The organism is Bacillus sp. UNC69MF (assembly GCF_000746035.1).
GTDB classification, from domain to species: domain Bacteria; phylum Bacillota; class Bacilli; order Bacillales; family Bacillaceae; genus Bacillus; species Bacillus velezensis.
Genome location: NZ_JQKM01000003.1, coordinates 831,085 through 843,631, shown reverse-complemented (window position 1 = coordinate 843,631; position 12,547 = coordinate 831,085). Strand labels below are relative to the sequence as shown.

Below are 12,547 nucleotides of genomic sequence, written 5' to 3'. Positions count from 1 at the left end.
CTCCTTCTCGTTACATCAAACGCCTAAAGTAGCGCCGCCATCAACGCATAAATCATGCATCGTAATATGGTTTGCCTGTTCAGAAGCCAGAAACAAAACGGCATTTGCAATATCAGAAGGCTTCGCCAGCTTTTGAAGCGGAATTCCCGTTTTATATGTATCAAGCGAACCTCTGATGACGTCCCGGGCTCCGTTCCCGTCCTGCCACAGCGCCCGCTGCATGTCGGTTTCCGTTGAACCCGGAGATACGATGTTGCAGCGGATATGATGGGCCGCAAGCTCCAGTCCGAGGCATTTCGTAAACATGACGGCAGCCGCTTTTGACGCCGCATAAGCCGACATGGAAGCACGCGGAACGCCGGCTGCATTCGAACCGACCGTAACGATGGCGCCTTTTTGACGCTCAATCATGTATCGGCTTACAGCCCGTGACACATGAAATACGCCGGTCGTATTAACAGAAAATGTTTGATCCCAATCTTCATCACTGAGGGATTGCACCGGACCCGGCCGCAGCACGCCCGCAACGTTCGCCAATATTTCAATAGGTCCCATGTCGCGTTCAACGGCGGCGATGATATCATTGACAGCCGCACTGTCAGATACATCTGCGGCAAACCCCTGCGCCTGCACGCCTTTTTTCCGAAGTCTGTCAGTAAGCCCGAGAAGCAAGTCTTGATTTGTATCTATAGCTGCCACATTTACGCCTTGTTCAGCAAGGGCAAGCGCTGTTGCTTCTCCGATGCCTTGAGCGGCGCCGGTGACAACGGCCGTTTTCCCTTTCATTCCCAATGCGTCCATATTATCATTCCCTTTCTATATTGATAATGATTATCATTATCAACTATGATTCAAGACAATCATATCCAAATCAAAACACGCAGTCAATTAGAAAATTAGAATCAGCCGCATTTAGTTCGAAGGGCCTGTTTTTTCTCATGCGGGAGAATACGGGGTATGCGGTCCTCCCGGATTCAGGCAGAAACGCAGGGCCCTGCTGATTAAAACGGGCAGGACAGAAATATGGCCCTCTCCTTCAAACTCGCTGTATTCAGCACGGACTCCATCATCTTCAAATCCGGATAATAAAGAGTACAGCGCCTCTGCGTGCTGCGGGATTCTGCTTTTATGTGTTTTTTCAATTTCTCCCGCAGCCAGCAATACGCTGACTTGAAGATTTTCCGCAGAGAGCCGGTCTGACAAACGTTCCGCTTTTTCCTGAATAAAACGCTTGTTCCAGTGAATTGACGGACTCCCGGCAACATAGGTCTGGAACATGTCCGGCCTCATCAAAAGCACTTGCAGCACAAAAAGACCGCCCAGCGAATGGCCGAAAATCGTCTGCCTGCCTCTGTCGATCGGATAATCCCGCTCCATCGCGGGCTTTACTTCTTCTTCTATAAAACTCAGAAACGCTTCCGCCCCTCCCTGTTCGGGCCATGCCGCGCCGCGCGGATGCACCGGCAGTTCTGATTCAGAAAGCGGCATCGTAAAATCACTGTGACGTTCGGCGGAAAACGGCTGATCTGTCGGGTAGCCGATTCCGACAATCACCGCCGGAACAACGCCTGTTTTTTCAGGCCGTCGGCTTTGCACCCGCAAAGCTTCGGCCATTGTGCCGAATACGGAATTCGCATCGAGCAGGTATATGACGGGGAAGCCGGATGCAGGCGGTTCTTCCTGAGGAAAAGAGACAAAGATACGATACATACGGCCTCCTTTTGAGCGCATTTCTCTTACTTCTGTGCCCGGAACCGCGTATCGGCCGGCCGGCGCGAAACCCCGCTTTATTTGTTTTCCGTCCATTATGTGTTCATCCCCTTTGCGGCAATTGCTTTATCTATGCTTATTGATAATGATTTTCAATATCAAAAGACACCTCAAATAATAGGTTTTTTGCCAAACAAAGTCAATGGATTTTTGATATAAAAAAAGCACCTTATTTCAATAAGGTACCTAAGAACTATATAGTGATAGGGGCTTAATCCCATGTAAAGCGCTCATTCTTCCATGGATCTCCCCTCATATGGTAGCCGTTTTTCTCCCAAAAGCCGGGGTGGTTTTCCTTTGTGAACTGAATGCCGCGCAGCCATTTTGCGCTTTTCCAAAAATAAAGATGGGGGAAAACGCCTCTGAGCGGATAGCCGTGCTCTGGCGTTAACGGCTCGCCGTTATGCGCATATGCCAGCAGGGATGTTTCCCGCGCAAAATCAGAAAGCGGCAGGTTGGCCGTCCAGCCCTCTTCAGCGTGCAGAATGACGAATCCCGCTTCTTTGTGCACGCCCGCTTTCTCAGCGATGTCTTTGGCGCGTATTCCCTGCCAGATATTATCAAGACGGGACCAGCCCGTAACGCAATGAATATCATTTTTCACTTCGGCTTCAGGAAAGGATTTGATATCTTCAAAGCTTAACAGCATAGGACGGTCAACAAGTCCGTACACTTGCAGATTCCATTTTGACATATCTTCATAATAAGGAACATTTCCGGCGTGAAGCACGGGAAACTTCGTTGTGACATTTTGATTTGGCGGAATCCGTTCCGACTGTTTTGTTTGTTTCGTTTTCCCGAAAAACATATGGCTCCCTCCATTTAGTAAACCTGTGTTAAATCTTTGTTGACAATCAATCACCCTTCGATTACGCTAATCTGGTACAAGTGTAAGGGGGAAAAACAAATGAAACAACGCAACCTTCGCGCGGGCGATATGGCGCTTATCGGCATGTTTGCCGCACTGATGGCCGTCGGCGCCAACATTACATCAATGGCTCCTTTTTTGCAAGTTGCGGGAATTCCGTTATCGCTGCAGCCTTTCTTTTGTCTGTTAGCCGCGATGCTTCTCGGCGCCAGACGGGCAGCCATTGCAATGACGGTATACGCATTGGCCGGACTCGCGGGGGCGCCTGTTTTCGCTCAATTCTCAGCAGGCTTTGCGCCGTTTATCGGAAAGAGCGGCGGATTTATTCTCGCTTATATCCCGGCGGCATTTGCAGCCGGATGGCTGCTGGAAAAAACAAAAAAACCCGGCCGCCTGCATTATGCATGGGCCTCTTTGATCGGTACCGCCGTCATTTATATCATTGGCACGACCTATACGTATATTGCGCTGAAATTATGGCTTCATGCTCCGATCAGCTACGGAATGGCCTGGTTTTACATGATATGGTTTTTCATAAAAGATATCGTTTTAGCACTGTTATTGGCATCAATCGCGCCTGCCGTTTACAGGTCTATTCATAAAGCGACGGGGTTCAGCAGAAACCCGGCGTAAGATGTTCTCAGCATACAAAAAGGCTCCCCTTTCCGGGAGCCTTTTTTTACAGGACAAGTGCGGCAATCCAGCCGAATATCACAAGCGGAATGTTATAGAAAATAAATGTCGGTACGCACGTATCCCAAATGTGGTGGTGCTGTCCGTCGGCGCTGAGGCCTGACGTCGGGCCGAGCGTACTGTCACTTGCAGGAGAACCCGCATCACCGACCGCGGCGGCCGCTCCGATTACGGCGATCGTCGCCATCGGGCTGAATCCGAGCTGAGCGCACAGCGGAACGAATATGGTCGTAATAACGGGTACGGTTGCAAATGATGATCCGATTCCCATCGTGATTAATAAACCGACCACCAGCATCAGGAGCGCGCCCAATGATTGGCTGTGGCCGATAAAGCCTGTTGATGCTTTGACCAAGGAAGCCACATCGCCCGTTTTATTCAATACATTTGAAAAACCGGCCGCAACAAGCATGACAAACCCGATAAAAGCCATCAGAATCATGCCGTCCGTGATCAGCTTATCCGCTTCATTGCGCTTCATGACTCCGCTGATAAACAGCGTAAACAAGCCGGCAAGCGCGCCCATGATCATACCTTCCACTCCGAGCACTTGTGACAGATAGAGCTGAACGGCAAGCGACACGGCAATGGAGATCAAGGCGATGGCAATGCTTTTTTTCGTATAAGGAGAAGACGATAGTCCGGCAATCTCCTTCGTCTCATATTTCTTCGGTTTCCGGAAGACGATGACGGCTAAAATTAAACCGACTACCATCCCGGCCGTCGGAATGATTAAAGCATAAGGGATATCACTGAGCGGCACCTTTAAACCGGCTGCCGCCATATTATCTCTCAGCATCCCCTGGAAAATCTGTCCGAATCCGACAGGCAGAACGATATACGGCGCAGTCAGTCCGAATGTCATCACACACGCGATCAGTCTGCGGTCTATTTCAAGTTCGTTAAATATTTTTAAAAGCGGCGGAATCAATACAGGAATAAACGCAATGTGAACGGGCACCACGTTTTGCGAGAAACAGGATATGATTAAAATAATCAGTACGATTAACACTTTTGACAGTGCTTTTTTCCGCGAATCTTCCTTTTTTCCGATTAGTTTGACAGACGCTTCCACCATTGCATCGGGAAGCCCCGTCTTTGTCAGCGCCGCGGCAAATGCTCCGAGCAGCGCGTAGCTGACCGCGACGGTGGCATTTCCGCCGAGACCGTCCGTAAAAGCCTTCACCGTCTCTCCTAGGCCTAAGCCGCCGGTCAGCCCGCCGGCAAGCGCGCCGATAATTAAAGCTATAATAATATTGACACGCAGCAGGCTTAAGACGAGCATAAGCAATACTGCGACAACAACAGCATTCATTGATGAGTCCCTCCAAAAATCCTTTAGTTTGCTAATGTAGTAGATAATTAAAGTTACCATATATTCTGCGCTTTAGTCAACTAAAGATTTTGGAAATCAAAAAACCCGCTGCATCAAGGCAGCGGGATGCTGTTATCTTTCGGGCGTAAAGCGCTCAGTCAAAACAGCCAACGTCCTTGCCATGACGCCTGTTGCGCCGGCAGGGCCGAAGCATGTCGCTTTATTCGCCGTCGCGGTTCCCGCAATATCGAGATGAACCCACGGCGTGTTTTCCGCGAATTCACCAATGAATGCCCCCGCCATAATCGCGTGGCCTTCTCTTCCCGGAGAATTGTTCAAATCAGCCATCTGACTGTTTCTCACCCGTTTTTTATCCTTTTCTGTAATCGGAAGCTGCCAGATCGGCTCGCCGGATTCTTTCGCCGATTCCGCCACCTGTTCATAAAACGCGGCGTGATTGGTCATGGCGCCCGTCATTTCGTTCCCTAAGGCGACAATGACACCGCCCGTTAACGTTGCGACGTCTACAAGGACAGAGGCTCCGTGCTGCTTGGCGTATGTGATGCCGTCGGCAAGCACGAGACGCCCTTCCGCATCGGTGTTCAGGATTTCAATGGTTTTTCCGCTGAGCGAAACGATGACGTCATCCGGCTTCATCGCATCGGACGAAATCATGTTGTCCGTAGACGGTATGACAGCGAGCACGTTTTGTTCAGGCCGCAGTTCGCCGATAATTTCCATTGCCCCTAATACCGAGGCGGCCCCTCCCATATCGCTTTTCATGCCGACGATGCCGGTTTTCGGCTTAATTGAATATCCGCCCGTATCAAAGGTAATTCCTTTACCGACCAGGCCGATAACGTCTTCCCACTGATCTTTGCCCTGATACTTCAGAACGATCATTTTCGGCGGTTCGGATGAGCCCTTGTTAACAGCAAGCAGCCCGCCCATGCCGAGCTCTTCCATTTCATCTTTTTCTAAAATTTCACACTCGAAATCGTATTTTGCCGCCAGCTCAGCGGCATATGACGCCAAATCAGTGGCCGTCAGCATATTACCCGGCATATTCACAAGTGTGCGGGCTGAATTCGTCCCTTGGCCGTATGCCGCGCCGACGTTCAGGCCGGCCTGCACTTCCCTCAGGTCTTCTTCGGTCACGGCGCAGACTGATTTCAGTTCCTGATCCGGCTCATTTGATTTATGTTTATAATCCTGCACTTCGTAAACCGCAAGCAGACAGCTTTCTGAAAGCGCATGAGCGGCATCGGCGGCAGGCACTTCCCCGGAGACGAATGTATCGAGCAAAACGGATACTTCCTGTTTTTTATCTTGATGAACCTGCTGAAATACTCGTGCAAAGCATTCTTTCGTATCTTCAAACGAATAATCCGCTTCTCTTCCCAGGCCGATAAAATAAATACGTTTCATACCGGTCGCAGCCGGAGGGTATACTTTTGATACACGATTGCGTTTGGCGGACACATCACCATCCTTTAACAGCTGGGTCAGATGACCGTCCAATTTATCATCCAATTCCTTCGTAAATCCGTTCAGCGTGCTTTTTTGAAAAAGACCGATGACCAGTGTTTCGGGATGCCGCAGTTGATCAGATGCATAAAACATGAGTACACACTCCTTATGTGGGTATTTGTTATGTAAAGTGGTATAATGAAAAAACATTTTTCATTGATTTTATTTTACCAAACTAAGGGCGTTTTCTGCAGTTTTTCGATACGATCGGAATCAGCAGATACAGAAAGGATGTTGCATATGGATGTATTTATGAATTTTCCTTTACTGGCGAGTTTTGCCGCCATTATTTTTGCCCAAGTTGTAAAAGTGCCTATTCAATTTATCGTATCCAAAAAACTTGACTGGTCTCTTGTGACGAGCACCGGCGGCATGCCGAGCTCCCATTCCGCCGCCGTCACCGCGCTGTCAACCGGAATCGCTTTGGAACAGGGACTGGACTCGCCCCTGTTTGCAGTCGCCGCAATTTTCGCCGTCATTACGATGTTCGACGCTACAGGTGTCAGGCGGCATGCGGGTGAACAGGCGACGGTCATTAATAAACTGGTCATCGACTTTAATCGGTTTGTCAGCGAAGCGAAGGACTTTCAGAAAGCGGAAGAGAAGGAAAAACAGAAGAAACTGAAAGAACTGCTCGGCCATCAGCCGATTGAAGTGTTCTTCGGCGGCGTCACCGGTATTGTGCTGACATTGATTTTAGATTATTTCTTTATGTAAAAAACGCTTCAGCGGATGCTGAAGCGTTTTTATTCTTTTACCGTTTTGTATTGATTTCTGAACACTTGCATCGACTTGGTTTCGTTCAGCTTTACAAGTTCGTCCTCGGTCACTGTGCCGTTCCCTTTTTTAATCATGTAGACCTCAAGTGTTTTTTTGCCCCAATTGTTATAGACGTCCTTGACGGTGTCAAAGTAGAGGTCAAGGCGGCTGCCTTTAATTTTTGAGCCGGTATCGGCGACAACCCCGTAACCGTAATTCGGTATAAACAGAATCGTCCCGATCGGGAAAACAGACGGATCGGCCGCAACAGTTGAATATAAATCGCGTTTGACCTTCACGCCTGAATATGTAATTCCGTACTGCGGATGACCCGGAGATTTTCCGGTAGATTCCGCTCCGGCGGTATAACCGGTGGCCGTCACCTTTTGTGACGGATAGCGTTCCCAGTCAAAAGCTTCTTCCAGCGGTTTTTTCCTGCCTGATGCCTTCTTTTCCGGCTGATTCTGTAAGGATTGAAACGGAGTGCCGATGTTTTTCAAAACGCCGCCGCGATGTTCCGTCATCCAATTTGTCAGATCCTTTGCTTCAACACCGGTTATGGAAAAGTATGTCGCATGGCATGCGCCCAAAAAGAGCACGATCATGAATACGCGTCTGATTATCGTCAATCTGAAATCACTCTCCTCCGAGTCATTGTTCCCAACTCGGTGGGGTGCTATACAAAAAGCGCCGCGACACAAAAAAAGCTTTCTCGAATAAGAAAGCGGCTTAAAACATTTGATATCCTCTTTTTCTGAGCGCCTTTATGGCAATGCCTGACATGATGGCTCCCGCCAGTCCGCCCGCCAAAATCACGACATCCGCAACCGCTAATGACATGATACGCTGAAACAGGCTTTGAAAGGATTCCCCCGGCGCCTGCACGTAACTGATCATCTTTTTATTGCTGATAATGAAAAGGCATACAATCGGATAGACAACAGCCATAATCCACGACATTCTAAGCAGCATGTTCAACAGAAAGCCTATGCCGAAAAACAGTACGAAAAATAGTACGATTGAGATCAGGACAACCGGCAAACTAATCACAAACATCCACCCCCTACAGCACTTTCAGTGTACCTCGGGGGCGGTAAAAAAGTCAACGTCTGGAAAAATCAGCGTCTCTCTTTGCCGCTTCCCTGGCAGGAGGGACATGTTTCGGAGCCGCCAAGAAGCAATTGAAAATACCCTTTACCTGAGCAGAACGGACACGCCGCCGTGCTTTTTGCTGTCGTTTTCATGCGGATCACCCTTTTTCTTAATTTTCTGATAATATATCATATTTACTTGTCAAGCACCAAGTCAGAATATGTAACAAAATAACTCATGTAAGCGAAAACATTCATTTTTTTCTATTACATTCTTTTGATAGCGCTCTTTTTTAAAAGAAGAGAAAACCCGCGGCCGCGGGTTTTCAGAAGAATTTAAACTTCCCTTTTTTCAGCGTCAGGCCCAGCCCGCCGATCATAAAGAGCGAGCGGTTGTCAATGACCTTTTTCATAAAGGACGCCGGCGTGCCTTTGAGCTTCCTGCCGTATACGACTCCGACTGCGTTATGCTCACCGAGGGAGGCAACGGTTCCTTTAATGTCAGGCTTGAACTCTTCAAGCTGGCCTCCTTTAATCAAACCGCCCAGATTTTTGGCGACCGTTTCTCCTTGCTGCATCGCGATCTGAGCAGTCGGCGGGTACGGCCGTTCCGTCTCTTCATTGATAAAGAGCGAGCTGTCGCCGAGTATAAAAACGTCATCATGTCCCGGCGCCCGAAGATCAGGGTTGACCTTGACACGGCCGCGCATATTTTCAAAACCCGCTTCCTCCACGATCGGATGTCCGCGCACGCCCGCGGCCCAGACAACGGTCTGTGATTTGATTTCTTCCGGCTCTTCATCTTTCTTGCCGACTGTGACACCGTCTGCGCGGCATTCTTGAACCGCGGTGCCGATTTTAAATTCAACGCCTTTGCTCTCAAGGTATTGAACGGCGTAATCGACAAGCTCCGGATCAAATCCCGGCAAAACCGTCGGGGCGGCCTCGACACAGACGATCCGGACAAGACTTTCATCTATATCATAATATCTGCATAACTCCGGCTTGCGGTTCGCAAGCTCACCGAGAAATTCAATTCCCGTAAAGCCCGCTCCGCCGACAACGATGGTTAAGCGGTCAGGGCGTTTTTCGGCCTCCGTATTGTATGTCGCAAATTGGAGCTCAATATGGTCTTTCAGCTGGCGCGACGTATTAATATTCGCGATCGGAAAAGCGAATTCTTTTAAGCCTTTAATCCCGAATGTTTCAGGGACGGCGCCAAGCCCGATGACAAGATAATCATAAGGGATGTCCCCTTGTGAAAGCGTCACCTTTTTATTTTGCACATCTATCGCTTTTACCGTATCCTGCACAAATTTGACCCGTGATTCATTGATTACATCTTTTATTTGATATCTGCAGCGGTCATGATGCAGCGTTCCTGCGCTCGCTTCATGCATCCATGTCGTTTCATAATGATAATTGTGTTTATTGACCAAAGTAATGTCAGCGTCATTTGCCCCGATATGCTTCGGAAGCCTTGTTACTGTCATTAATCCACCATAACCTGCACCTAAAACCACGATTTTGGGTTTATTCAATGCCATCACATCCACCTTCTTTTTTTTGCTGTTAGACGCATAATCAAATCAACATTTGTATTAGCTTCAGCTTATTGGCGGGATTTTATGAAATGAAATATAAAATTTTTTAGAAAACCGCACATGTCTGCATATCACCATACTATCCGGAAGAATCAGAAAACATTCAGGAAAAAACAGATTGGAATTTGTCCCCATATTAGCGGCGGCCGCAATTTTTTTCAAGAATGAAGCGGCCGGGCGGTTTTCGGCACTCGTCATCCTTTTAAATTGTATGTTATAATTAATAACAATTTTCAATTAGGAGGCAATTTGGTATGCAAGAGGATTCAAAGGTTTATGATATTACGGTCATCGGCGGCGGCCCGGTCGGCCTGTTTACCGCTTTTTACGGGGGAATGAGACAGGCGAGCGTCAAAATCATCGAGAGCCTGCCTCAGCTTGGCGGCCAGCTCAGCGCGCTGTACCCTGAAAAATATATTTATGATGTAGCCGGATTCCCGAAAATCCGCGCCCAAGAACTTGTGAACAATTTAAAAGAGCAAATGGCAAAGTTCGATCAGACCATCTGCTTAGAGCAGGCCGTTGAATCTGTTGAAAAACAGGCGGACGGTGTGTTTAAGCTTGTCACGAATTCAGAAACGCATTATTCAAAAACGGTTATTATCACCGCGGGAAACGGCGCATTTAAGCCGAGAAAGCTTGAGCTGGAATCAGCGGAACAATATGAGGGCAAAAACCTGCATTACTTCATTGACGACCTCAATCAATTCGCAGGCAGACGCGTTGCCGTTCTGGGCGGCGGCGATTCCGCGGTTGACTGGGCGCTCATGCTTGAGCCGATCGCGAAAGAAGTCAGCATCATCCACCGCCGTGATAAATTCCGCGCGCATGAGCACAGTGTCGAAAACCTGCATAATTCTAAAGTCAACGTGCTGACACCGTTTGTTCCCGCTGAACTTGTCGGTGAAGACCGGATCGAACAGCTCGTTCTCGAAGAAGTGAAAGGCGACCGTAAAGAAATCATTGAAATTGATGACCTGATCGTAAACTACGGCTTTGTTTCTTCTCTCGGCCCGATTAAAAACTGGGGCCTTGACATCGAGAAAAATTCCATCGTCGTCAAAAGCACGATGGAAACGAATATTGAAGGCTTCTTTGCCGCCGGAGATATCTGCACATATGAAGGCAAAGTCAAGCTGATCGCCAGCGGTTTCGGCGAAGCTCCGACAGCCGTGAACAACGCGAAGGCCTACATGGACCCGAAAGCGCGTGTCCAGCCAATGCATTCTACAAGCATGTTTGAAAAATAATATAAAAAAGAGTCTGTGTCATACCGGCACAGACTCTTTTTTATTTAAACATCCAAATATAATTCATGACGGTTCCGACAACGAGCGCAATGACAAGCGCCGACACGACCCAAATCGTGCCTAAAATAATCCGGTCCTGAATTTTCTGGGCTTTCGGGCTGTGCCCGGGCTGTTTTTGTTCCACACCGGCCCCTCCCTTCTTTGCAAATCTATCTATCGTAACAAATGTCTTACAACACCCAATACTACTATGATAACCAAACTGCAAATGGATGACAAGCTGACCGCATATGAGGCAGCATGAAATCATTTGACATTCCTGACAAAACAAAGTACATTATAAAAAGACGAACATTTTAATTTTATTTAATTCTATTATTCGCTTTTAGGGGTGTTATATATGGAAAATGTATTTGATTACGAAGATATTCAGCTGATTCCTGCAAAATGCATTGTGGACAGCCGATCTGAATGTGATACATCAGTTACATTGGGCGGACACACGTTTAAACTTCCGGTCGTGCCGGCCAACATGCAGACGATAATAGATGAAAACATCGCGGCCTGGCTCGCGGAAAACGGGTATTTTTATATCATGCACCGCTTCGAGCCGGAAAAACGCCTGGCTTTTGTCCGGGATATGAAAGTGCGCGGACTGATTTCTTCCATCAGTGTCGGCGTGAAGGAAAATGATTATGAATTCATCCGGGAGCTGAAAGCACAGGAGCTTGTGCCGGATTATATTACCATTGATATCGCGCACGGCCATTCCAATGCCGTGATCAGCATGATTCAATTTATTAAAGAACATGTCCCGGAAAGCTTTGTCATCGCAGGGAATGTCGGGACGCCTGAAGCCGTAAGGGAGCTGGAACGCGCGGGCGCCGACGCGACAAAAGTGGGAATCGGCCCCGGGAAAGTCTGCATCACCAAAATTAAAACCGGCTTCGGAACCGGCGGATGGCAATTAGCCGCGCTTCGCTGGTGCGCAAAAGCGGCGAGCAAACCGATCATTGCTGACGGCGGCATCCGCACGCACGGCGATATCGCGAAATCCATCCGATTCGGCGCATCTATGGTCATGATCGGATCATTATTCGCCGGCCACGAAGAATCACCGGGACAAACGATCGAAATCGATGGAAAGCTGTACAAAGAATATTTCGGCTCCGCTTCTGAATTTCAAAAAGGCGAAAAGAAAAACGTCGAAGGCAAAAAAATGCATGTCGAACATAAAGGGTCTTTACAGGACACGCTGGTTGAAATGGAGCAGGATCTGCAATCTTCCATCTCTTACGCCGGCGGCAATACACTCGAAGCCATCCGCAATGTCGACTACGTGATCGTAAAAAACTCTATTTTCAACGGCGACAGATTTTAACACGCAGCAGAGCCGCAAAAAAAAATAAAAAAATGACATTCAATATGAATGTCATTTTTTTATTAAATACCGAAATAAAGAGCCGCACTGGCCAACAGATTAATCACAAAAATAAACAAAAAGATGTAACGAATGAATTTATTTTGCACCGGAGCAAATATAAAGAGATATAGTCCTGCCACCCCAAAAGTAAGAACAGGAAACAGCCACTCAAAGGATAAAGAAATGATATAACCGATAATCATAACAATCGGCACACCGATTAATGATAATTTACTTCTCATAT

The 12,547-nt window shown here is 48.0% G+C and carries 15 protein-coding genes; 4 read left to right on the top strand and 11 right to left on the bottom strand.

The window, feature by feature from the left end:
- Positions 1 to 15: 15 nt before the first annotated feature.
- From BR62_RS0104250 to BR62_RS0104240, 3 genes are all read right to left on the bottom strand, one after another.
- Complete coding sequence (locus BR62_RS0104250) at positions 16 to 801, bottom strand: 2,3-dihydro-2,3-dihydroxybenzoate dehydrogenase (protein WP_032869786.1); 786 nt, start codon at positions 799 to 801, stop codon at positions 16 to 18.
- A gap of 135 nt (positions 802 to 936) precedes the next feature.
- Complete coding sequence (locus tag BR62_RS0104245) at positions 937 to 1,806, bottom strand: alpha/beta hydrolase (protein WP_020956282.1); 870 nt, start codon at positions 1,804 to 1,806, stop codon at positions 937 to 939.
- A 175-nt stretch (positions 1,807 to 1,981) separates the two neighbouring features.
- Positions 1,982 to 2,578, bottom strand: a complete 597-nt coding sequence (locus BR62_RS0104240; RefSeq protein WP_007408701.1) for a sulfite oxidase-like oxidoreductase — start codon at positions 2,576 to 2,578, stop codon at positions 1,982 to 1,984.
- Positions 2,579 to 2,677: 99 nt separating this feature from the next.
- On the opposite strand from BR62_RS0104240, the gene BR62_RS0104235 reads away from it, so the two are divergent.
- Positions 2,678 to 3,271 (top strand): biotin transporter BioY, encoded by a 594-nt coding sequence (locus BR62_RS0104235; protein ID WP_007408702.1) that lies wholly within the window; start codon positions 2,678 to 2,680, stop codon positions 3,269 to 3,271.
- Between the two features lie 46 nt (positions 3,272 to 3,317).
- Here the strand turns inward: BR62_RS0104235 and BR62_RS0104230 are convergent, their stop codons facing one another.
- Both BR62_RS0104230 and BR62_RS0104225 read right to left on the bottom strand, forming a co-directional pair.
- The gene (locus tag BR62_RS0104230) at positions 3,318 to 4,646 is read right to left on the bottom strand and encodes a Na+/H+ antiporter family protein (protein ID WP_032869785.1); all 1,329 of its coding nucleotides are present in this window, start codon (positions 4,644 to 4,646) and stop codon (positions 3,318 to 3,320) included.
- Between the two features lie 132 nt (positions 4,647 to 4,778).
- Positions 4,779 to 6,269, bottom strand: coding sequence for a leucyl aminopeptidase (locus BR62_RS0104225; protein ID WP_007408704.1), 1,491 nt, complete (start codon positions 6,267 to 6,269; stop codon positions 4,779 to 4,781).
- 147 nt (positions 6,270 to 6,416) lie between these two features.
- On the opposite strand from BR62_RS0104225, the gene BR62_RS0104220 reads away from it, so the two are divergent.
- Positions 6,417 to 6,893: a divergent PAP2 family protein gene (locus BR62_RS0104220; protein WP_007408705.1), complete on the top strand. Its 477-nt coding sequence runs from the start codon at positions 6,417 to 6,419 to the stop codon at positions 6,891 to 6,893.
- 29 nt (positions 6,894 to 6,922) lie between these two features.
- Here BR62_RS0104220 and BR62_RS0104215 read toward each other — a convergent pair whose 3' ends face one another.
- The 4 genes from BR62_RS0104215 to BR62_RS0104205 all read right to left on the bottom strand — a co-directional run bounded on the left by BR62_RS0104215 (position 6,923) and on the right by BR62_RS0104205 (position 9,573).
- Positions 6,923 to 7,564, bottom strand: a complete 642-nt coding sequence (locus tag BR62_RS0104215; protein WP_032869784.1) for a 3D domain-containing protein — start codon at positions 7,562 to 7,564, stop codon at positions 6,923 to 6,925.
- Between the two features lie 100 nt (positions 7,565 to 7,664).
- Entirely contained in the window at positions 7,665 to 7,985 is a 321-nt protein-coding gene (locus tag BR62_RS0104210) for a YuiB family protein (RefSeq protein ID WP_003151989.1), read from the bottom strand.
- 68 nt (positions 7,986 to 8,053) lie between these two features.
- Positions 8,054 to 8,179, bottom strand: coding sequence for a YuiA family protein (locus tag BR62_RS19470; protein ID WP_007408708.1), 126 nt, complete (start codon positions 8,177 to 8,179; stop codon positions 8,054 to 8,056).
- Between the two features lie 173 nt (positions 8,180 to 8,352).
- Positions 8,353 to 9,573, bottom strand: a complete 1,221-nt coding sequence (locus tag BR62_RS0104205) for an NAD(P)/FAD-dependent oxidoreductase (RefSeq protein WP_012118337.1) — start codon at positions 9,571 to 9,573, stop codon at positions 8,353 to 8,355.
- A gap of 311 nt (positions 9,574 to 9,884) precedes the next feature.
- Between BR62_RS0104205 and yumC the strand changes: the two genes are divergently transcribed.
- Positions 9,885 to 10,880 carry a ferredoxin--NADP reductase 2 gene (yumC, locus tag BR62_RS0104195; protein WP_020956286.1) on the top strand — a complete coding sequence of 332 codons (996 nt, stop codon included), beginning with the start codon at positions 9,885 to 9,887 and terminating at the stop codon, positions 10,878 to 10,880.
- 40 nt (positions 10,881 to 10,920) lie between these two features.
- Here the strand turns inward: yumC and BR62_RS19670 are convergent, their stop codons facing one another.
- Complete coding sequence (locus BR62_RS19670) at positions 10,921 to 11,064, bottom strand: hypothetical protein (RefSeq protein ID WP_003151982.1); 144 nt, start codon at positions 11,062 to 11,064, stop codon at positions 10,921 to 10,923.
- Between the two features lie 216 nt (positions 11,065 to 11,280).
- Here BR62_RS19670 and guaC point away from each other — a divergent pair, with 216 nt between their 5' ends.
- Positions 11,281 to 12,261, top strand: a complete 981-nt coding sequence (gene guaC, locus BR62_RS0104190) for a GMP reductase (protein WP_015240502.1) — start codon at positions 11,281 to 11,283, stop codon at positions 12,259 to 12,261.
- A 62-nt stretch (positions 12,262 to 12,323) separates the two neighbouring features.
- Here guaC and BR62_RS0104185 read toward each other — a convergent pair whose 3' ends face one another.
- Positions 12,324 to 12,545: a DUF5970 family protein gene (locus BR62_RS0104185; protein WP_003151978.1), complete on the bottom strand. Its 222-nt coding sequence runs from the start codon at positions 12,543 to 12,545 to the stop codon at positions 12,324 to 12,326.
- Between the last annotated feature and the right edge of the window lie 2 nt (positions 12,546 to 12,547).